Genomic DNA, 21891 nt, shown 5'->3' on the forward strand with positions numbered 1-21891 from the left:
AGGACCTGCTAGACAGGGCCTAGCGAGGAGAAAGAAATGAACTTTGGACAGCAAATCAAAGACTTACGAAAAAAGAAAGCTTTGACCCAAGAGCAGTTTGCCCTCAAACTCAATGTGACTCGGCAGGCCGTTTCCAACTGGGAAAATGACAAAAACCTACCCGACTTGGAACTCTTGATTCTCATGTCCTCTGTCTTTTCGATCTCCTTAGATCAACTTATCTTAGGAGGAACTGACATGAACAACATGACAGAAAAACTAGTCAAGGACGGTCGCGAAGGCCGCCGTACCCAGATGCACCTGACCATTACCATTATCGGAAGCTTTCTCATGGCTTTAGGCCTTGTCTGCTTTGTCATCAAGGCAAACTCGGTCGAGTATATTGATGCCGAAGGCATTCTGCATGAAAATTTTTACCTCATTCCAGTCGGCTACTTGCTGGTCTTTACAGGAGCCATTGCCACGCTCCTATCAGGACTAGCCCTGCACCACTTTAGAAAAGAAAATACTTAACATGACCAAACACCCACGTTTTAGCAATAGCGACCAATTTTTCGCCTGTCCACATTGTGGGCAGGCTCTTGGTCTTGACCAGAGCAGTCTTCGCTGTCCCAACCGCCACACCTTCGACATCGCCAAGCAGGGCTACGTCAACCTGGCACCCCAAGTCAAGCAGTCCGCCAACTACCACAAGTCTAGCTTTGAAAACCGCCAGGCCTTTTTAGAGGCAGGCTATTACGACCATCTCTATGAAGCTTTGGAGGGGAAAATAGCAGAGCTGGGCTTGCGGTCAGTCTTGGACATCGGCTGTGGAGAGGGTTTTTATTCCCGTAAGTTAGCCGAGAAAATGGACTTGGACATTCTTGCTTTTGATATTTCCAAGGATTCCATCCTCTTGGCAGCCAAATCTGACAGGACCAAGTCGGTCAAATGGTTTGTCGGTGACTTGACCAAGTTACCTATTCAAGATAAGGTCATTGACGGTGTCTTGGACGTCTTTTCCCCAGCTAATTATCAGGAATTTGCCAGAGTGCTGAAAGCTGGTGGGGTTATTCTCAAACTGGTACCAGGTCCCAATCACCTCAAGGAGCTCCGCCATTTAGCCAAAGACCAACTCCGCAAGGAATCCTATAACAACCAGGATATCGTGGACCATTTCAGGTCTTACGTGGGGAAGGTGGAGCAGGTGCTGGTCAGCCGGACCTTTCCGATTACAGCCGCCCATGCTCAAGTCTTAGCAGACATGACGCCCCTCTTTTTCCAAGTGGACCAGTCCAAACTGGACTTGAGCCAGTTGACCGAGATTACGGTTGAGGGAGTGCTTTTGATTGGAAGGATATAAAAAATGAAACCGCCTCTGGATGCCAGAAGCGGTTTTGTTTTATTTCTCAAATTCTGCCTTGCTTTTCACATCGCCGTATTCTTCAGCGACTTCTTTGCTGAGGATGTCAGCGTAGCTGGCAAGTTGGATGTCTTGTCCGTATTTTTTGCGGAGGGCAGTTGTGACTAGGCGGTAGGCTAGGTTGGCATTGCGGGACAGGATTGGTCCGTGGAAGTAGCTGCCGAAGGTGTTTTTGTAGTGCAGGCCTTCGCCACCGTCTTCCTTATTGTTGCCATTGCCATAGACAACCTTGCCCAGCGGTTTTTGGTTGTCAGCTAGGAAGGTACGGCCTTGGTGGTTTTCAAAACCATAGTAGGTTTCGTTGAATTCATCATTGTGAATTTTGATGTCACCGATGTAGCGGTTGTTGGTCTGGTTAAGGGTGTAGTGGTCCATGATACCCAGTCCATCAATCTTGCGGCCGCCAGCTTCGATGTAGTATTGACCGAGCAATTGGAAGCCACCACAGATAGCCAGCATGACACCGTCGTTTTCGATGAAGTCTGCCAAGCTGTCTTTTTTAGTTGGTAAATCTTTTGCAAGAATAGATTGTTCATAGTCCTGTCCACCGCCGAAAAAGGCGATGTCGTAGAAATTTTTATCAAATTCATCTGCCAGTGAAACGATGTCCACCTGAACACGAGCACCGAGCTTTTCAGCCACATACTTGAGCATGAGGATATTGCCGTTGTCACCGTAGGTATTCATCAAATCACCGTAGAGGTGGGCGATGTGGAGATCATAAGCGTAGTCTTTTTCAGGACTTTTTAATGATGTATAGACCATTATTTCATCTCCTTTCCAACAGCTTGGCGTTGAGCCAGTAAGTCACGGAATTCCAGCATAGCCGTATAGGTTGCGAGGATATAGGCATGCTGACTGCTGGACTGCTCAATCAAGGTCATGATGTCTTCCAGTTTTGGTGTTTCAGTAATCTGGTCCTCTGGATAGCCAGTCACACGGAGGCGACGGGCAATTTCAGACGAGCGAACACCGCCTGCAAAGACTTGTGGAATGTCCATTTGAGTGATTTGTTCAAAGTCGGCGTCCCAAATCCAGCTGGTATCAATTCCATCAGCGTAGTTGGCATTGAGAAGGACGGACAGGCTAAAATCGTAAGGAGCCAGTTTCATCATTTCAATGGCCTGGGTTGCACCGACAGGGTTTTTAATCAAGACCAGAGTACAATCTTTATCGCCCAACTTAAAGGTTTCTTGGCGACCAAATACTGCCTTAGACTTGTCAAAACCAGCCTTGATTTTCTCAGGAGATACGCCGAAAAATTCTGCCACGCTGACAGCTGCTAGGGCATTGTAGATATTGTAAAGCCCACCGATGTTGATTTTGTAATCCTGACCGTCAATGGCAAAGGTAGAAGAAGTATTAGTAATTTCCTTCAACTCTGTTAACTTGTAGTCCAGCTCAGGTCGGCTAAAGCCACAGTTGTTACAGATATAGCTACCCAAGTTAGCGTAGGTATTGAGCTTGTACTGGATAATCTGGTGGCAATGTGGGCAGAGAACGCCTTCGGTATTGTAATGAGCAAGGCGTGGCTCATGCTCTTCCGCCGCAAAACCGTAGTACTTAACTGGATTGATAATGCTCGTCGAGTTGAAAAGTGGGCTGTCACCGTTAGCCAAAATGGTCGCCTGAGGTGCCTTGGCAGCCCCGTCTAAAATCATCTGGTAGGTGGTATAAATCTCGCCGTAACGGTCCATTTGGTCGCGGAAGATATTGGTGAAGACAATCAGGCTAGGCTTGATAAAGTCGGTCACACGGGCCAGGCTGGCCTCATCAATCTCCAAGACGGCAATCTTCTTGCCATTTTTATTTTTCTTGGCAGATAGGAAGGTAGCCGTAATTCCTGTAATCATATTGGCGCCGCTGGTATTGGTCGTAATTTCGCCAAAGGCTTCTTGGAGGATGCCAACTGTCAGGGCGGTGGTCAGAGTCTTACCGTTAGTACCTGTCACAACAACGACTTCATAATCCTTAGCCAAACTATCTAAAATATGTTTATCGAATTTGAGGGCAATTTTTCCAGGCAGGGTAGTACCACGTCCTAGTTTGTTGAGGACAAACTGACTGGATTTTCCTGCTGCTATTCCTAATAAAGTATTTATTTTCATGGGTCTATTTTATCACAAAGGTTGGGGATTTTCTAGAATGGAACTTGGGGGCAAGCCATGGGTAAGAAATCCCATTGAAAACAAATAGGATTAGACATTTGTCGGGGACTTTATGATATAATAGGACTGATACATGTGAATTGAATTAGAAAGTATGAGGATAGAAAGCTGAATATCAGTCAATTATTAGATGCCGACTATTGGTCCAGTTTGATCGCTAGTCCTTGGATTGCCATGCTTCATCTGGTTGATATTAGTTTGGTTGTCCTGTTGATTTACCAATTGAGTAAGTCGCTGGCAGGTACCAAGATTATGGTACTGATTCGAGGAGTTTTTCTCTTCTTGTTCGCCCAAATTGTAGCGAGTTTGCTCGGTCTTCAAACGATTTCCTGGTTGATGAACCAGGTCATCACTTATGGGGTCATCGCAGCGGTTGTAATTTTTGCGCCGGAATTGCGAGCGATTTTAGAAAAACTTGGTCGGACGACTCAGTTATTTATGGGGACCAGTCTCAGTTCAGAAGAAGTTTTGGTCCAATCCCTGCTCAAATCCGTTGCCTATATGGCACCACGGAAAATCGGTGCCCTAATTGCTATAGAAGGAGCACAGACCATTCAAGAATACGCATCGACTGGAATTGGGCTACACGCAGATATTTCCAGTGAATTATTGATCAATATCTTTATTCCCAATACGCCCTTGCATGATGGTGCCGTAATTGTCAGGGAAAACAAGATAGCCGTAGCCTGTGCCTACCTGCCCCTATCAGAAAGTGCGGGGATTTCCAAAGAGTTTGGGACTCGTCACAGGGCTGCAATTGGCCTGTCAGAAGTATCGGATGCTCTTGTTTTGATTGTGTCAGAAGAAACAGGTAGTATCTCGATTGCCCAAAATGGCATTTTCCAGCACGATCTGTCTAAGGAAGAACTGGAGAGTCTCCTTCGTTCAAAATTCATTCTCAGCCCAGAATCCAGTATCAGCTGGTGGCAACGATTGTGGAGGGGAAAATAGATGCAGGATAAGGTGAAAAAAATTGGACAGTTGGTCCTATCGGCCGTTATTGCCCTGGTCTTGTTTTTTAATGCGACCACGACCAACTACAAAAATTCCGTTTCAACTGTTCAAAGTACAGAGTCAGAGACTTACACACATACACTGACCAATATTCCGATTGAAATCAAGTACGATAGTGAAGCCTATTTCATCTCAGGTTTTTCTTCGACGGTCAATGTGGACTTGATTGGCTCCAACCGTGTGATTTTACAGCGAGAGTCAGATGAATCAACCCGCACCTTCCAGGTGACAGCAGATTTGACTGATTTGGAGCCAGGGACCCATTCGGTTCCCTTGCAGGTTTCCAATCTTCCAACTGGCGTGAGTGCGAGCTTGAATCCATCTGAGATGACCTTGAAAATCGGTAAAAAAGTGAGCAAGATCTTTGCCGTTCAAGGAGTGATTTATAGCAATCAGCTTGCAGATGGTTACATGGCATCCAAGGTTTCAGTCAGTGTATCAGCCGTTAAGGTGACAACGGATGAAGATACCATGGCCTTGATTGACCATGTTGAAGCAGTTGTGACAGATGCAGCCAATCTGTCCAGTGATTTTAGTGCAACCGCAACGATTCAAGCGGTTGACCAACAAGGAAATGTATTGCCGGTGGTGCTTTCAGAAAGTGAAGCTGGTGTCCAAGCAACCATTACAAAAATCAAATAAATAATCAAAGAGGAATCGAATTAAAATGGGTAAATATTTTGGTACGGACGGAGTCCGTGGAGAAGCAAACGTAGAATTGACACCTGAATTAGCCTTTAAACTAGGTCGTTTTGGTGGTTATGTATTGAGCCAACATGAGACAGAAACACCCCGTGTTTTCGTAGGACGCGATACACGAATTTCAGGTCAGATGTTGGAAGCTGCCTTGGTTGCAGGTCTTCTTTCAGTAGGGATTCACGTTTATAAGTTGGGTGTTTTGGCAACCCCAGGTGTGGCTTATTTGGTTCGTACGGAAAAAGCTAGCGCGGGTGTCATGATTTCAGCCAGCCACAACCCTGCTCAAGATAACGGTATTAAGTTCTTTGCGGGCGATGGCTTCAAGTTGGATGATGCATTGGAAGCGGAAATTGAGGCTCTTTTGGACGCAGAAGAAGATACTCTTCCACGTCCATCAGCACAAGGCTTGGGTGATGTGGTGGATTATCCAGAGGGCTTGCGCAAATACCAACAATTTCTAGTGTCAACAGGCCTGGAGTTGGAAGGAATGAAAGTGGCTTTGGATACAGCCAATGGTGCAGCAGCAACCAGTGCTCGTCAAGTCTTTGTTGATCTCGGTGCCGAATTGACAGTTATGGCTGAAAAACCAGATGGTTTGAATATTAACGAAGGTGTCGGCTCTACCCATCCTGAAAAACTGCAAGAACTGGTCAAGGAGACAGGCAGCCAAATTGGCCTTGCCTTTGACGGTGACAGTGACCGCTTGATTGCTGTCGATGAAAATGGTGACCTAGTTGATGGCGATCGTATCATGTACATTGTCGGGAAAAACTTGGCAGATAAGGGGCTCTTGGCCAAAAATACCATTGTGACCACAGTTATGTCCAACCTCGGTTTCCATAAGGCTTTGGATCGTGAAGGTATTGAAAAAGCTGTGACCGCAGTTGGTGACCGTTATGTGGTAGAAGAAATGCGTAAAGGTGGCTACAATGTCGGCGGTGAGCAGTCAGGACATGTGATTCTGATGGATTATAACACCACAGGCGACGGCCAGTTGACCGCTGTGCAATTGACCAAAATCATGAAAGAAACTGGTAAGAAGTTGTCAGAATTGGCAGCAGAAGTGACCATTTACCCACAAAAATTGGTCAATATCCGTGTGGAAAACAGCATGAAGGACAAGGCCATGGAAGTGCCTGCTATTGCAGCTATCATTGAAAAAATGGAAGCAGAAATGGCTGGCAACGGTCGTATCTTGGTTCGCCCAAGTGGCACTGAGCCCCTCTTGCGTGTTATGGCAGAAGCACCAACGGATGCTGAAGTCGATTACTACGTGGACACTATTGCCGATGTGGTCCGTGCGGAAATCGGGAGTTAGACAGAAATCAGTAACTCGTAGAGTTTGATTTCGTTGTCTAACCCCCGCAGGGTTGAGTAGGAATTTCACAGCTGATAGGCGAAGAAATTCCACTCAAGACTGCGAAAATAAAAGTAAAAACTGGGGTTTGTTACTCCAGTTCTTTGATGTTGTGAGGAAATTATGAGTATTTTAGAAGTAAAGAATTTGAGTCATGGTTTTGGTGACCGTGCGATTTTTGAGAATGTCTCCTTCCGTCTCTTGAAAGGGGAGCACATCGGTCTTGTCGGTGCCAATGGTGAAGGGAAATCGACCTTCATGTCTATCGTGACAGGTCAATTGCAACCAGATGAAGGTAAGGTTGAATGGTCACGTTATGTAACAGCAGGTTATTTAGACCAGCATGCTAAACTAGAAAAAGGTCAATCAGTCCGTGATGTCTTGCGGACAGCCTTCGACGAACTCTTCAAGACAGAGGCTCGTATCAATGATATTTACATGTCTATGGCAGAAGAGGGTGCCGATATGGATGCCCTCATGGAAGAGGTTGGTGAGCTGCAAGATCGTCTGGAAAGCCGTGATTTCTATACGCTTGATGCCAAGATTGACGAAGTAGCGCGTGCGCTTGGTGTCATGGACTATGGTATGGACAAGGATGTGACGGAGTTATCAGGTGGACAACGGACTAAAGTTCTTTTGGCAAAATTGCTCTTGGAAAAACCTGACATCTTGCTTCTGGATGAGCCGACCAACTACTTGGATGCAGAGCATATTGACTGGCTTAAACGTTACTTGCAGAATTATGAAAATGCCTTTGTCTTGATTTCGCACGATATTCCTTTCTTGAATGATGTGATTAACATTGTCTACCATGTGGAAAATCAGCTTTTGACTCGCTACACGGGCGATTACTATCAATTCCAAGAAGTCCATGCTATGAAGCGGGCTCAATTAGAAGCGGCCTATGAACGCCAACAGAAAGAAATCGCAGACTTGCAGGACTTTGTCAATCGAAATAAGGCTCGCGTTGCTACCCGAAACATGGCCATGTCTCGTCAGAAGAAATTGGACAAGATGGAGATTATTGAGCTTCAAGCAGAGAAACCAAAGCCGTCATTTGATTTCAAAATGGCTCGAACTCCAAGTCGCTTTATCTTCCAAACGACTGATTTGGAAATTGGCTATGACCGTGTATTGACACGTAAACCGCTCAATTTGACCTTTGAACGCAACCAGAAGATTGCCATTGTCGGTGCCAACGGTATCGGTAAATCAACCCTTCTTAAAAGTTTGCTGGGGATTATTCCACCGCTCGGTGGTTCTGTGGAGCGTGGGGAGTATCTGGAACTAGGCTATTTCGAGCAAGAAGTAGCTGGCGGCAATCGTCAGACCCCGCTGGAAGCCGTTTGGGATGCCTTTCCAGCCCTTAACCAAGCAGAAGTACGAGCTGCCTTGGCTCGCTGCGGTCTAACTTCCAAGCATATCGAAAGCCAGATCCAAGTCCTTTCCGGTGGTGAGCAGGCCAAAGTTCGCTTCTGTTTGCTTATGAACCGTGAAAACAATGTCTTGGTTCTCGACGAGCCGACTAACCATTTGGATGTGGATGCCAAGGATGAACTCAAACGTGCCCTTCAAGCCTATAAGGGCTCAATTCTCATGGTCTGCCACGAGCCTGATTTCTATGAAGGCTGGGTTGACGATGTATGGGATTTTAATGAATTGACTTAAGAAACAAGCCACCGAAAGGTGGCTTGTGTTTTGTAGGAAAAACTAACTGAATAGGTGCCAAATAAAAGGAATAAACATACAGAAAAAACACATCAAAAATACATGTAGATAATTGTTTGCTTATATCAATATTGATATAATAAAACAAAAAAGGAGGTTTTCTAATGAAAACAAGATGTATGCTCGGTGTCGTCCTTCTTAGTCTGGGTCTGTCAGTAGCTCCTCCTATCACAACAGAGGTTGAGGCGCAGACAACGCATGTTTCTGATTCAACATTGCGTAATAGCTATCCTTACAACCTATCACATTATTTGGAGGTTAGTGTTGGCTCTGGTCAGACTAAAAAAGGCTCTTCGATCTTAATTGCTCCAAATACCTTATTAACAGCTGCACATGTGGTAGCAGATGATTCGAACGGTCAAGTAACCTCACGCACTTGGTCTGGAAATGCCGTATGGGGCGACGCTTCTCCATACTATGAATTGTCAGAAATAAAACGTACCAATTCAGCCAATCCATTTATCCCCATGCCAGGTTATGGAGGAATATGGGATGTTCGCCGGGATGTTGCTTTGGTAAAAATAACCAATCCAAGTCGAAAAACACAAAATGCTAACACTGCAAATGCTCGTCTTGGGATCTATCGTAATACCTATGATTTGGTCGGAAGAAAGTTCTTAATCGTAAGTAACAGTATCAATCTATATGGTCGCTGGGAGTACGAATATGGAACCATAACAGAAGTTAGACAAGATGGGCTCCTCCAAACGAATATTACAGGCATCAAAGGACAATCTGGTTCACCAATTATCATTGATGGACGAATTGTTGGTGTGGCAACAAATATCGACGGAAATTCGAGGATTGTCATTACACCATTAACTTTGGAAATGAAGTCAAAGCTATTTGACAAACATGGAATTACTAATATCGATATCTACTAAGATTCCTAGAATAGATAAATGAAATAGAACAAAGAACTAGGCTATTCGATAGTAGCGTTAGTTTGTTCAAATGATGGAAAGTAAATAAATCTCAAAGAAGCTTTGCTGGTCTACAAGTGTACTCAGTACTTGGGATCACGATTTTGATGCTTATTTGAGTTGGAAAGATGATGCATGTGCCACCGAAAGGTGGCTTTTTCTCTTTCTTTGTGCCATAATACAAGTATAAAAAATCGAGGTCACACTGGCTATACCTTTTCAGAGGAGATAAGAATGACAGATTATGTAAACTACAACCAAGAACGTTGGAATCGGGTTTCAGCTAGACAGGGAAATGGCTATACGGTTCCGCTCAGTCATGAGGAATTTGAAAAGTCAAAAGCGAAGCCCCTGACAGTTTCCCTGACGGTTGGAAAGACGGTGCCGCTTGACTGGTTTGAAAGAGCCCAAGGTAAGAAATTGCTTGGCCTAGCTTGCGGTGGTGGTCAACAGGGACCGATGTTTGCGGCTCATGGTTACCAAACGACCATTATGGACTTTTCCAAGGAACAGCTGGACAAGGATAGACTAGTTGCTGAGCGGGAAAATCTGAACTTGCAGACGGTACAGGCAGATATGACACAGCCTTTTCCTTTTGAAGACGAGAGTTTTGACATCATTTTTTGCCCTGTTTCAAATGTCTATATCGAAGACCTAGAAAATATGTGGCAGGAGTCTTATCGGGTTTTGAAAAATGGTGGACTGCTCATGGTCGGCTACATGAATCCTTGGATTTATATCTTTGATGCTGATGATGTTTGGGACCGTCCAGACAAAACCTTGGTTCCAATGTACAGCCTACCTTTCAATGTACGACAATTAGAAGAAACAGGACAAATTACAATTGACCCAGAATATGGCTATGAATTTAGCCATACCTTAGAAGAACAGATTGCTGGGCAATTACGAGCTGGTTTTGCCATGATTGATTTTTACGAGTCCAAAGACAGTCGCAATCGCCTGTCCAAATTTGGCCCAGACTATCTGGCTAATCTGTCTGTAAAATTGTAGAAAACAGCCACCGAAAGATGGCTTTTTCTTATCAGGTCTCTAAGTATTGTCTGAAAATTATAATGTTTATAAAAAAGCTTGACAAGTATTTCGAAAGTAGTATAATTAGAATTGTTCTAAAGAAAGTTTAGAATGATTATAATTTAGAGGTGAACAATTATGACAACAAAAGACTACGGAAAAGCTCCATTTGTAACCAATATCGAAACAGCAACGCTTGAAAATACCAACTACCGCACAGCCCTCTGGACTGGGGAACTCTTACAAGTTACCCTCATGTCTATTCCGGTCGGTGGTGACATTGGTGCGGAAGTCCACAATGAAAACGATCAGTTCCTCCGAATTGAGCAAGGCCACGGCCGTGTTATCATGGGCGAATCAGCTGACAAGATTACGCTTGATACGGAAGTTGGACCAGAAGATGCCATTTTGATTCCAAACGGTGCCTACCACAATGTCATCAACATCGGCCAAGAAGACCTTAAAATCTACTCTATCTATGGACCAGCCCACCACGCTCACGGGACAGTTCATGAAACCCAAGCCATCGCTATCGCTGCCGAAGAAGCAGAAGAGCACGGTCATTAAGATGAACATTTTCCAACTTCAATCGGTCGGCTTATCGGACAAAGATAAGTCGATTTTAACTGACATCAGCTTCACCATTGCAGCAGGCGAGCGACTAACCCTGGTTGGACCTTCGGGCAGTGGCAAAAGCTCTATACTAAAACTCTTGGCAGGATTGACTTCTGCGACCAACGGGACTATTTTCTTTCAGGGGCGGGACATAGCAGAGCTGAATATGCCGACTTACAGGAGGGAAGTTTCCTATTGTTTTCAACAGCCAGTTCTCTTTGGCCAGACCGTCCAAGACAATCTCCAGTTTCCATTTACCATTCGTCAGTTAGCATTTGACCAAACCAAAGCCCTCAAGGCCCTAGAATCTGTTCATCTAGCACCAACATTTTTAAGCAAAAAAATCACAGAATTATCAGGAGGAGAAAAGCAGCGAGTTGCCCTCATCCGCAATCTACTCTTCGAGCCCAAAGTCTTACTCTTAGACGAAATCTCTGCAGGATTGGATGCCGAAACCAAGGCCATTGTCAACAAGCATTTGGCAGACTACCAAGCTGCTGGAAATACCCTGATTGAAGTCACTCATGACCAGTCAGAGATTGATGCAGCCCAAAAGATTCTGAGAATAGAAGGAGGTCGGGTCCAAGCATGAATGTTTCAGTAGATAACCTATCCCTAGCCCTTGTGTTCGGGCTGGTCTTGGTTGCAATTAGCATCAGTCAAAAGGAAAAACTGGGCTTGACCAAGGATATTTTCATGGCCGTTGTCAGAACTGTCCTCCAGCTGATTTTTGTCGGCTACATTCTCAAGTTTATCTTCCAAGCCTCCAATATGTTTCTCAGCTTGACAATGGTTTTGATTATTCTTTACAATGCCAGTGTCCAAGCTAACAAACGCAATCCCAATAGTAAGAAATCCCTGCTTCATCCCTTTCTAGCCCTGCTTGCTTCGACTGGTCTGACTCTGACAATCCTGATTTTATCAGGGGCAATTCAGTTTATTCCTTCGCAGGTCATTCCCATTTCGGGGATGTTGGCAAGTAATGCCATGACGGCCATCGGCCTGTCCTATCGGGCTATGTACAAGTCTTTCACAGACAACCGTCAACAAGTTTTGGAAAAACTCAGTCTGGGAGCAACTGTCAAATTAGCTTCACAGGATATCTTACGAGAGGCTATCAAAACAGGTATGCAACCCACCATTGATTCAGCCAAGACAGTCGGTCTGGTCAGCCTACCTGGGATGATGTCAGGGCTAATATTTGCAGGAGTTGATCCTGTCCATGCCATTCGTTATCAGATTATGGTCATGTTCATGTTGCTGTCTGCGACCAGTCTTGCTTCAGTAATTGCCTCCTACGTAGCCTACCAGACCTATTTTACAGACAAGGCCCAGTTGGAGTTTGAATAAGAATACCTTTTAAACTGCATGTGGAGTGACCACATGTAGTTTTTATATCTTAGAACGGTATTCACAAGTGAAGTGCTTTAATATATGAAATAGTTTTTTGAGGGAATAATGACTGTATGTTGAAAAAACTCTTAGCCCATACTCGTTTTTTATTCTATTGACCAACGTTCGTTTTTCTGCTAATATGGAGAAATGTTTGTTTGGAGGTAATTGTTTGAAAAATATAATTTCTATTTGGAAAAAGATGAGTTTAATTCGGAAAATCAGTATTGGGGTCGTTTTAGGATTAGTCTTGGGATTGAGTGTGCCTCAGTTTACGATGATTTCTCTCTTAGGAAGTCTCTTTGTTGGAGCTTTGAAAGCTATTGCACCACTTTTGGTATTGACACTGGTTGCCCACGCCCTGTCTCAGGCACCTGATGGTCAAAAAAGCAATATTCGAACTATCCTTTTCCTGTATCTGATTGGCACTTTTGCAGCGGCATGTGTTGCAGTTATTGCTAGCTACCTATTTCCATTAAAATTGGTTCTTACAGAGGCAGCTGCGACAGAGATTTCACCACCCCAGGGGATTTCAGAAGTATTTCAAGACTTGTTATTGAATGTCGTTGACAATCCAATCAATGCACTTGTGAATGCCAACTATATTGGTGTTTTGACTTGGGCAGCAGTATTCGGACTTGCCTTTCGGAATGCGAGTCAACACACCAAGGATTTATTGCAATCAACAGCGGAAGTAACCTCAAAAGTGGTCAGTTGGATTATTGGCCTTGCACCATTCGGAATTTTAGGCTTGGTTTTTGACACAGTCGCAAATAACGGATTGGCAGCTCTTAAGAATTACGGAGTTTTATTACTAGTATTAGTTGGTTGCATGGCTTTTGTCGCTCTGGTTGTCAATCCTTTGATCGCATTTTTAGTTATGAGAAAAAATCCGTACCCGTTGGTATTGGAATGTCTTCGTGTTAGCGGTGTAACTGCTTTTTTCACAAGAAGTTCAGCAGCCAATATTCCCGTCAATATGCAGTTGGCAAAACGGTTGGGAGTTGATCCAGATACCTACTCCGTTTCTATTCCCTTAGGTGCAACTGTCAATATGGCTGGAGCTGCCATTACAATCAATATTTTAACAATGGCAGCTGTTCATACACTTGGCATCAGTGTTGATTTCAGCTCAGCTCTTCTTTTATCCGTTGTTGCATCACTATCAGCAGCAGGAGCATCTGGGGTAGCAGGTGGCTCGCTTCTCCTCATCCCAGTAGCATGTAGTCTTTTTGGCATTCCAAATGAGTTAGCCATGCAAGTAGTTGGAGTCGGATTTGTGGTCGGAGTGATTCAGGACTCTTGTGAAACAGCCCTCAACTCATCAACCGATGTTTTGTTTACAGTTGTAGCAGAACGATCTGCTTGGAAAAAATAGAAAGAAGTTGGGAGACCAACTTTTTTTCTTTGCTTTACTTCTGAAATCTCTTTCATTTTGTGATAAAATAGACTTACTTTAATCTAGTCTTTTGGTTTACTTTTATTACTAGCTTCAACAGTCATAGTAGTGACTGTTGAAGGTTGGAAATGAAACAAACAGAGTTTGTGTCAACAACTGTTCGGGGAACCTTTGAAGGTCGGAGATGAAACAAACGAAGTTTGTGTCAACAGCCGCAGGTATAACTCAATGCTTTCTTGTTTCTAGGCATTGACTTGAAACAGTCCCCCAGACTGTTTCAATCAGGCAAGGTGAGTTCAAACACTCCAGTGGAGTGTTTGAAGTTGGAAATAGGGAAACGAAGTTTCCACTTGCGTCGAAGTAATAAAAGATAAACCAAATGACGATACTGAAAAGGAGAACATATGACAGTAGATTTTAGAGCAGAGTTTGACAAACGCAAAGATGAGTTTCTAGCGGACCTTTTTGACCTCCTCCGCATCAATTCCGAGCGTGACGACAGCCAGGCAGATGCCCAGCATCCATTTGGACCAGGCCCAGTGCGTGCCTTGGACAAGTTCCTGGAAATCGCTCAGCGTGATGGTTACCCAACCAAGAACGTTGACAACTACGCAGGTCACTTTGAGTTTGGCGAGGGCGACGAAGTCCTCGGTATCTTCGGTCACTTGGACGTGGTGCCAGCAGGAAGTGGCTGGAACACTGACCCATACGAGCCGCAAATCATCGACGGCAAGCTCTTTGCCCGCGGATCCTCTGACGACAAGGGACCGACCATGGCTTGCTACTACGGCTTGAAAATCATCAAGGAGTTGGGTCTTCCGACTTCTAAAAAAGTCCGCTTCATCGTCGGTACCGACGAAGAGTCAGGCTGGGCGGACATGGATTACTACTTCGAACACGTCGGCCTTCCCCTCCCAGATTTCGGATTTTCTCCAGATGCCGAGTTCCCGATTATCAACGGCGAAAAGGGCAATATCACAGCTTATCTTCATTTTGCGGGGGAAAATAGCGGAGCTGCTAAACTGCATTCCTTCGCAGGCGGTTTGCGTGAGAACATGGTGCCTGAGTCTGCGACAGCTATTATCTCTGGCGACCTAGCAGACCTAGACAGCAAGTTGGCAGATTTCACAGCAGCCTATGGCCTAAAAGCTGACGCGGAAAACCTTGAAAACGGTCAAGTTCAAGTCACCGTCATCGGAAAATCAGCCCACGGTTCAACCCCAGAAGAAGGTGTCAATGGAGCAACCTACTTGGCAAAATTCCTCAGCCAATTCGCCTTTGACGGAGCAGCTAAAGCCTACCTTGACTTGGCAGGACAAGTCCTTCTAGAAGACCATGACGCTAAAAAACTTGGCGTAGCCATTTACGATGAACAGATGGGAGCTCTTTCTATGAACTCAGGTGTCTTCAAGTTTGATGAAACTTCATCTGACAACACCATTGCCCTCAACTTCCGTTATCCAAAAAATACCAACCCAGAAACCATCAAGGCTGGTTTGGAAAAACTTGGCGTGGAAGCTGTCAGCCTGTCTGAGCATGGCCATACCCCACACTATTGCCCAATCGATGACCCAATGGTTGCAACCCTCTTGTCTGTTTATGAGAAACACACAGGTTTGAAAGGTCACGAACAAGTAATCGGTGGCGGAACATTCGGCCGCTTGCTCAAACGTGGCGTTGCCTACGGAGCGATGTTCCCAGGCGATGTCAACACCATGCACCAAGCCAACGAATTTATCGAAGTTGAGCAACTCTACCGTGCCGCGGCTATTTACGCAGAAGCTATTTATGAATTGATTAAATAAAAAGGTCCAGTGGACCTTTTTATCTTTTCGCCTAGAAATACACGAGCGAAAACAGGTCCAGTGGACCTTTTTATCTTTTCGCCTAGAAATACACGATCGAAAATAGGTCCAGCTGACCTTGAATCATTTCGCCTAGAAATACACGATCGAAAATAGGTCCAGCTGACCTTGAATCATTTCGCCTAATAATACACGATCGAAAATAGGTCCAGCTGACCTTGAATCATTTCGCCAAAAAATTCACGATCGAAAATAGGTCCAGTGGACCTTGAATCATTTCGCCTAAAAATACACGAGCGAAAACAGGTCCAGTGGACCTTGAATTATGGGATTGAAAATTAAGAAGTGAGAAAGTTTTAGCCAGTTGTGATTTAACAGCTGTTTTTTTGTATGAAAAAAGACATATAAATCCAGTTTACAACTCAGAAAAAATGGTATAATGATATAAAAAAGGAGAAAGGAGGTTTCCAACGATGAAAAAAATCTTCTTGTTTTGTTTTTCTATGCTTTCTGCCTTGCTGATTTGGTTAGGTCCACCCGTGGTTGCAGATACTGATTTGGAAAAGCCAGTGGCGAGCATGGTGAAGGATCCCCAGTCCTATCTTTCCGAAGAGTCCAAGCAGACCATTGACCAGCAAAACCAGGGCTGGGAGCAAGCAGGGCAGCCTCTTCGAGTTTGGTACTATGTGACGGATCAAGTGGATGCCGACCTTGCTTCTCTGGGCAGCAAGCTCCTAGCTGATTGGCAGGGACAGGCAGAGCAATCATCAGCTGTTCTGGTGATCATGGCTAGGAAAGACCAGCAAGTTCACCTACAAATCAGCGACCAGCTCCAAACGCTTTTGACAGAAGAAGAAATAACGAATATCTTGGCATCGGTTCAAGAGAAGTTTCAAGAAGGCGAGCTTGACAAGGTAAGCTTACAGTTGTTGGCTGCAATTGAAGAGCAAGTTTTTGGGAAAACGACTCTCCAAGTCGAAGAAAAAAGTGCCTACCAGCAGTTCTCAACTTACTTGCCCTTGCTTGTTTTGGGAGCCTTTTTAACCCTTGCTATTGTCATGGATCAGTCAGCTAGGAAAAAGGGGGATGCAGGCCAATTTCTTTGGATTCCCTTTGAACATTTTTCCTCCTCTCCCAACCAGTCAGATAAGACAACCCTAGAGAGTCCAAGTTGGACGAGTGATTCAGCTAGTGATGGCCGAGCTGATATGGGAAGATAGAAGGGAGGAGCAAGATGAAGAAAGTATATATATTTTTTCTAGCAGGATTGACTCTATTTGGAATAGCAGGCTTTTTGACCTGGTCTTATTTACAGGTTTCAGAAGCAAAGAATCAAGTTCAGCTTGCACAAGCGGATCTAATTGCCCCCATAGAGCGACAGTATCACTTGCTTCCAAGCTTGTTAGCAACTGCCGAGAATTTGCAGGTCCGTCCAGAACTTATCAAAGAAGTGACAGAGTGCCAGGATGTATTTGAAAATGCAGCACCAAAGTATAGCGCCTCTTATTGGCAGGCAAGTGCAGATCTTTCTAAAAGTCTTGTTTCATTAGCGCAAGCAGTTGACCAAGAGGCGGCGACTGTCATGGAAGTCAAGGCCATGGAACTGGCGGATGACATTACAGAGTCAGCGACCACTCTCGAGGCGTCAGCACGTAGCTACAACCAAAGCCTTCAAGCTTTTCAGGAGTTTAAGAGCCAATTTCCAACAAACCTCCTCACTCCACTCAGCTCGATGGAAGAGGAAGCCTATTACCCTCAATGATTTACCAGACAAGAATAGAAAGGAAAGATTATGGAAATCGTAACAACCCTCATGACCATTTTTGTTCCCCTATTGGTGATTATCGGATTTATCATCCTGTTTGCCCTAGGATACGTTTCAGCAAAACCCAATGAAGCCATTGTCATCACAGGCTTGCGGAAGCCAAGAACCTTAATTGGACGTTCTGGTTTCATGATTCCATTTATTGAAAAGCGGTCCTATGTCTCCATTGAACAGTTTTCAACAGATGTTCAGACAACAGACTTTGTGCCTACTCTTGATTTTATCAATGTCAAAGCAGATGCAGTAGTTAAGGTCAAGGTCGGTGTGACCGAAGAATTACTCAATGCAGCTGCCCAAAACTTCCTTAACTGGAAAACGGCGGACATTTCTGCATCCATTCAAGATGTTTTGGAAGGAAATCTGCGTGAAATCATCGGCCAGATGGAACTGCGAGACATGGTCAACAACCGCCAAGCCTTTGCAGAAAAGGTCCAGTCAAATGCTGCTCCCGATCTTGCCAAGATGGGGCTAGAAATCATTGCCTTTACCGTCCAATCCTTCACAGACGACAATGATGTGATTAAAAACCTAGGGATTGACAACATTGTGACCATCCAAAAAGATGCTGCAAATGCCCGTGCAAAAGCAGAGCGTGAGCAGGCGGAAGTTCGTGCCCGAGAAGATAAAGCGGCCAACGATGCGCGTGTCGCCGCTGATTTGGAAATCGCAAAAAAACAAAATGAACTGGCTATCGAACAAGCCAATCTCAAACGGCAGGCAGATGTCCAACTAGCCCAAGCCAATGCAGCCTATGGCATTGAAGAACAAGCACAGCGTAAGGAGATCGAACGGGCGACAGCGGAAGCCAATATCGTCAAGCAACAAAAAGAAGCAGAAGTCAAGGCTGAAGAAGTAAAAGTCCGTGAGCAAGAACTATCTGCAACTATCCGCAAGCAAGCCGAAGCTGAAAAGTATGCTCGACAACAAGCAGCAGAAGCGGATTTGATTGAACGCCAACGAAAAGCTGAAGCTGAACTCTACGAAACGCAAAAAGAAGCAGAGGCTCAAAAGGCGCGTGCTGAAGCTGCCAAGTATGCTGCGGAGCAAGAAGCAGCAGGGATTGAGGCCAAAGGACGTGCTGAAGCAGAAGCCATTAGATTGAAACTTGAAGCCGAAGCAGAAGGTCTCAGCAAGAAAGCGGATGCCATGGCTAAGTTTAATGATGCAGCGGTGACAGAAATGGTAGTCAATGTTCTTCCAGAAATTGCCAAGAATATCGCTGCTCCACTTGGAAATGTCGACAAAATTACCATGTATGGCGAAGGCAATGCTTCTAAGATGGTCGGTGACTTGATGACGACCATGGATAAAACAACAGAAGGACTGGGACTCAATGTCCGTGATTTGATCACAGCGACTTTGACTGGCCGAGCTATCTCAAATGGACTAGCTAGTCAGGAAGAACAGAAAATAGACAAATAAACCTCTGTAGAATCTTCATCACAAACATAGTTTACTGGTGGAGGATTTGCATCGCAACACAAATAAAAACACCTAGAAAGTTTGAACTTTCTAGGTGTTTCATTTACCACAGATAGGAAATACGTGGAAAATTTTACTTATAACAAACTTAGTTGTTTGCCCACCAAAGGCCACTAATGGCTTCAAATTCAGTCCTTACTTGACTAAGGACTGTTTTTGTTTTCCAGTTGTAGAGTAGAAGATGGTCGCCAATTGTGATGACCAAGCGTTCCGCATCGACCTGTTTGACAGAAGAAATCCAGTAACTACCATCAGGGTCAAACTGTGAAAAATCATGCAGCGATTCTTGTCCCGTTTTGGTGTCATAGATGGTTGCCAGCAACTGACCGTGCTCATAGTTACTATGTTCAATAAAAAGTAGGTCTTGATCTTCAAGTGGATGGATAACCTCAGGGCTGTGGGTATCTAAAGTAATTTTTTGCATGTCAAGCGTATCCAGTTGAAAGACTGCTATATCATAGGAGCGAATAAAGTTTTGCTGGTCTTCTTGATAAGCTGCAATTGGAAGGTAGAGTTTGTCGCCCACAATCTGGCTATTGATAGTTGACAGGTCTTGATCAATCTCGACAGTATCAAGTAGATCCAAATTTTCCTTGTCAAAAATAAAGAGAACATTTTTGGCGTTCCAATCTTCCCCAGGCTTTGAAGTTCGGATGGAGCCTGTCATGTAAATCTTATCTTTGTATACATTGATGTTTTGCTCAGGAAAATGGTCTTCCTTAAAAACATGAGCCTTGACTTCCTTGAGGTCGGTATCAAACTTAGTCAATTGACCGTAATCATTGGTATAGAAATACTTGCCATCTGTCCCTGTTACATGAGAAAAATGACGGGTCGCCCGGCGTTGTATGGTAGCATCCTGAAAATCGAGCTTAATCAAGGATTCACCAAAGGACTTGACGCCATCTTCTGACATGATGAGGTAGCGTTGATCGACCGTCCGTGCTGACCGCCAGGCAATTTGGTCCGAAATCCACATCTTTGTTGATTTCAGCGTCTCGATAGTGTCTCCATTTAGGCGATAGGCGGAGATAGCGTTGGTGTGGACGATGTAGAAATCAGCATCTGCCTGGATCGGCAATGGCTCTTGCTTGTAGCTGGTAAAATTCCAAAAGAGAATGCCAATGCAGGCGATAATCAGTGTGATAATCAGAGCAATTAACTTTTTCATAAAACCACCTCTTTCTATTAACATAATAATACAATAGGACAAAAAAAGCAAGAATTTCACCAAAAAAAATAGCAGAAAAAATCTGCTACTGAATTATTTTCCAAGACAAAATTGGCTAAAGAGTTGGGTGATGAGTTCATCTGGAGCAGCATCGCCTGTTATTTCTCCCAAAATTTGCCAACAGCGTGTCAGGTCAACCTGTAACAAGTCTACTGGCATGCCCATTTCCAGACCGTCGTTGACAGCTTGAAGGCTTTGGACGGCTTGCTCAATCAGGGAAATATGGCGAGAATTGGAGAGGTAGGTGGCATCTTGCTCGACCAGACCAGCATTTTCAAAGAAGAGCTGGTTGATTTTTTCTTCGATTTGGTCGATGTTCTGGTTTTTCAAGACGGAAATGCGAATGACATCCTCAGGCAGTTGGTCTGCTTCAATCTGCTCTTCCAGGTCGGTCTTGTTGAGCAGGACGATACGGTTGGCCAAATCGGAAATGGCTAGGAGATTGAGGTCTTGTTCGGTCAGGGGCTCGGATGCGTTGAGGACTAGCAGGATCAGGTCGGCCTCCTCAAGGGCTTTTTTAGACCGTTCCACACCAATTTTTTCAACGATGTCATCTGTTTCACGGATACCTGCGGTATCAATCAGCTTGAGGGGGACGCCTTTGATGTTGACGTATTCTTCGATAACGTCGCGGGTTGTTCCGGCGATGTCTGTAACGATGGCTTTTTCTTCGCGGAGGAGGTTATTGAGCAGGCTGGATTTTCCCACATTTGGACGACCGATAATGGCGGTTGCGATGCCTTCACGCAGGATTTTTCCACGGCGGGCAGTGCGGAGGAGATTTTCCAAAAGAGCTTGGAACTGGAGGGTCTTTTCACGGACCAGCTCTGTCGTTGCCTCCTCGACGTCGTCGTACTCAGGGTAGTCAATGTTGACCTCAACCTGAGCCAGTGTGTTGAGAATCTCTTGTCGGGTGTCGTTGATGAGCTGGGAGAGGGAGCCGTCAAGCTGGCGGACGGCATTATGCATGGCCTTGTCGGTCTTGGCACGGATAACATCCATGACGGCCTCGGCCTGGGTCAAATCCACACGGCCGTTGAGAAAGGCACGCTTGGTAAACTCGCCCGGTTCAGCCATTCGAGCACCTTGGCGAATCAGGAGCTGGAGGATTTCGTTGGTAACGGCGATGCCTCCGTGAGTATTAATCTCAATGACATCTTCGCGGGTGAAGGTGCGTGGGGAACGCATGGCTCCGATCATGACCTCGTCCAGTACTTGACCCGTCGCAGGATCGATAATGTGGCCGTAGTTGAGGCTGTGGCTGGGTACGGTCGCTAAGTCCTTGCCCTTGAAAACCTTGCTGGCAATGGCAAAAGCGTCCGTCCCAGACAGGCGGACAATCCCAATGGCCCCCTCACCGAGAGGGGTTGAAATAGCGGTAATAGTATCGAATTCTTTGGTAATCATAATAATGTGCTTTCTAACTAGAATCTGTATTCACAAGTAAAGTGCTTTTAGAAAAGAGATAGTTTGTCGCAAATCAAGGAAGGTTTTTGAGAGTATATTGACTGTATTTTGAAAAAAACTAACGATGAGTAGCTGATAAACTAGCCTTAGATGGAAGTGCTGAACTGTGAATACAGTTTCTCAAATCTTACTTATAAGTTTAACATGGAATAAAGAAAAAAGCACAGATGAGGGATGCTTTTCCTAATATAGATATTGAAAACGGTTTAAAATTTGATATAATAAAAACAGAAACAAAAAAGCACCGAATCGGTGCGCAAAATTGAGTACGGACAAAGCCTTATTTTAACTCGCTGTGTTGTTTCGAATGGTTTCAACAAAATCATTATATAGTATCTTACAAATATTTGCA

20 protein-coding genes are annotated in these 21891 nt (G+C 44.7%); 16 read left to right on the forward strand and 4 right to left on the reverse strand.

Features of this window, described 5'->3' with window-relative positions; translation table 11 throughout:
• The first annotated feature begins 36 nt into the window (after positions 1 to 36).
• The gene (locus tag PXH68_RS03265) at positions 37 to 513 is read left to right on the forward strand and encodes a DUF3955 domain-containing protein (RefSeq protein WP_248027432.1); all 477 of its coding nucleotides are present in this window, start codon (positions 37 to 39) and stop codon (positions 511 to 513) included.
• A gap of 1 nt (position 514) precedes the next feature.
• Complete coding sequence (locus PXH68_RS03270; protein ID WP_248027431.1) at positions 515 to 1342, forward strand: putative RNA methyltransferase; 828 nt, start codon at positions 515 to 517, stop codon at positions 1340 to 1342.
• Positions 1343 to 1381: 39 nt separating this feature from the next.
• Here PXH68_RS03270 and gatD read toward each other — a convergent pair whose 3' ends face one another.
• Positions 1382 to 2167: a lipid II isoglutaminyl synthase subunit GatD gene (gene gatD, locus PXH68_RS03275; RefSeq protein ID WP_248027429.1), complete on the reverse strand. Its 786-nt coding sequence runs from the start codon at positions 2165 to 2167 to the stop codon at positions 1382 to 1384.
• Entirely contained in the window at positions 2167 to 3510 is a 1344-nt protein-coding gene (gene murT, locus PXH68_RS03280; protein WP_248027427.1) for a lipid II isoglutaminyl synthase subunit MurT, read from the reverse strand. Before murT ends, gatD begins: the two co-directional genes overlap by 1 nt.
• A gap of 168 nt (positions 3511 to 3678) precedes the next feature.
• Between murT and cdaA the strand changes: the two genes are divergently transcribed.
• The 14 genes from cdaA (at position 3679) to PXH68_RS03350 (ending at position 18781) form a co-directional block, all read left to right on the forward strand.
• Positions 3679 to 4521, forward strand: coding sequence for a diadenylate cyclase CdaA (cdaA, locus tag PXH68_RS03285; RefSeq protein ID WP_248027596.1), 843 nt, complete (start codon positions 3679 to 3681; stop codon positions 4519 to 4521).
• The gene (locus PXH68_RS03290; RefSeq protein ID WP_248027425.1) at positions 4522 to 5226 is read left to right on the forward strand and encodes a CdaR family protein; all 705 of its coding nucleotides are present in this window, start codon (positions 4522 to 4524) and stop codon (positions 5224 to 5226) included.
• A 25-nt stretch (positions 5227 to 5251) separates the two neighbouring features.
• Positions 5252 to 6601, forward strand: a complete 1350-nt coding sequence (gene glmM / locus PXH68_RS03295; RefSeq protein WP_158454475.1) for a phosphoglucosamine mutase — start codon at positions 5252 to 5254, stop codon at positions 6599 to 6601.
• A gap of 162 nt (positions 6602 to 6763) precedes the next feature.
• Positions 6764 to 8308 carry an ABC-F family ATP-binding cassette domain-containing protein gene (locus tag PXH68_RS03300; protein ID WP_009910410.1) on the forward strand — a complete coding sequence of 515 codons (1545 nt, stop codon included), beginning with the start codon at positions 6764 to 6766 and terminating at the stop codon, positions 8306 to 8308.
• Between the two features lie 164 nt (positions 8309 to 8472).
• Positions 8473 to 9252: a trypsin-like serine peptidase gene (locus tag PXH68_RS03305; RefSeq protein WP_248027423.1), complete on the forward strand. Its 780-nt coding sequence runs from the start codon at positions 8473 to 8475 to the stop codon at positions 9250 to 9252.
• 273 nt (positions 9253 to 9525) lie between these two features.
• Entirely contained in the window at positions 9526 to 10302 is a 777-nt protein-coding gene (locus PXH68_RS03310; RefSeq protein ID WP_248027421.1) for a class I SAM-dependent methyltransferase, read from the forward strand.
• A gap of 159 nt (positions 10303 to 10461) precedes the next feature.
• Positions 10462 to 10890, forward strand: coding sequence for a cupin domain-containing protein (locus PXH68_RS03315; protein WP_208562018.1), 429 nt, complete (start codon positions 10462 to 10464; stop codon positions 10888 to 10890).
• Between the two features lies 1 nt (position 10891).
• Positions 10892 to 11530, forward strand: a complete 639-nt coding sequence (locus PXH68_RS03320; RefSeq protein ID WP_248027419.1) for an ABC transporter ATP-binding protein — start codon at positions 10892 to 10894, stop codon at positions 11528 to 11530.
• Positions 11527 to 12288: an ABC transporter permease gene (locus PXH68_RS03325; RefSeq protein WP_248027417.1), complete on the forward strand. Its 762-nt coding sequence runs from the start codon at positions 11527 to 11529 to the stop codon at positions 12286 to 12288. The genes PXH68_RS03320 and PXH68_RS03325 overlap by 4 nt, the downstream gene beginning before the upstream one ends.
• A 214-nt stretch (positions 12289 to 12502) precedes the next feature.
• The gene (gene sstT / locus PXH68_RS03330; RefSeq protein WP_248027416.1) at positions 12503 to 13708 is read left to right on the forward strand and encodes a serine/threonine transporter SstT; all 1206 of its coding nucleotides are present in this window, start codon (positions 12503 to 12505) and stop codon (positions 13706 to 13708) included.
• A 425-nt stretch (positions 13709 to 14133) separates the two neighbouring features.
• Positions 14134 to 15534: a dipeptidase PepV gene (gene pepV / locus PXH68_RS03335; RefSeq protein ID WP_248027414.1), complete on the forward strand. Its 1401-nt coding sequence runs from the start codon at positions 14134 to 14136 to the stop codon at positions 15532 to 15534.
• A 473-nt stretch (positions 15535 to 16007) separates the two neighbouring features.
• Positions 16008 to 16754 carry a TPM domain-containing protein gene (locus PXH68_RS03340; RefSeq protein ID WP_248027412.1) on the forward strand — a complete coding sequence of 249 codons (747 nt, stop codon included), beginning with the start codon at positions 16008 to 16010 and terminating at the stop codon, positions 16752 to 16754.
• A 14-nt stretch (positions 16755 to 16768) separates the two neighbouring features.
• Entirely contained in the window at positions 16769 to 17296 is a 528-nt protein-coding gene (locus tag PXH68_RS03345; protein WP_248027410.1) for a LemA family protein, read from the forward strand.
• A 30-nt stretch (positions 17297 to 17326) separates the two neighbouring features.
• Entirely contained in the window at positions 17327 to 18781 is a 1455-nt protein-coding gene (locus PXH68_RS03350; protein ID WP_248027408.1) for a flotillin family protein, read from the forward strand.
• A gap of 148 nt (positions 18782 to 18929) precedes the next feature.
• On the opposite strand, the gene PXH68_RS03355 is transcribed toward PXH68_RS03350, so the two are convergent.
• Both PXH68_RS03355 and mnmE read right to left on the reverse strand, forming a co-directional pair.
• The gene (locus tag PXH68_RS03355) at positions 18930 to 20012 is read right to left on the reverse strand and encodes a hypothetical protein (RefSeq protein ID WP_248027406.1); all 1083 of its coding nucleotides are present in this window, start codon (positions 20010 to 20012) and stop codon (positions 18930 to 18932) included.
• Between the two features lie 93 nt (positions 20013 to 20105).
• Entirely contained in the window at positions 20106 to 21479 is a 1374-nt protein-coding gene (gene mnmE, locus PXH68_RS03360; protein WP_248027404.1) for a tRNA uridine-5-carboxymethylaminomethyl(34) synthesis GTPase MnmE, read from the reverse strand.
• Positions 21480 to 21891: the final 412 nt, after the last annotated feature.

It is taken from the genome of Streptococcus sp. 29896, assembly GCF_032594915.1.
In the GTDB taxonomy this organism is placed as follows: Bacteria; Bacillota; Bacilli; order Lactobacillales; family Streptococcaceae; genus Streptococcus; species Streptococcus suivaginalis.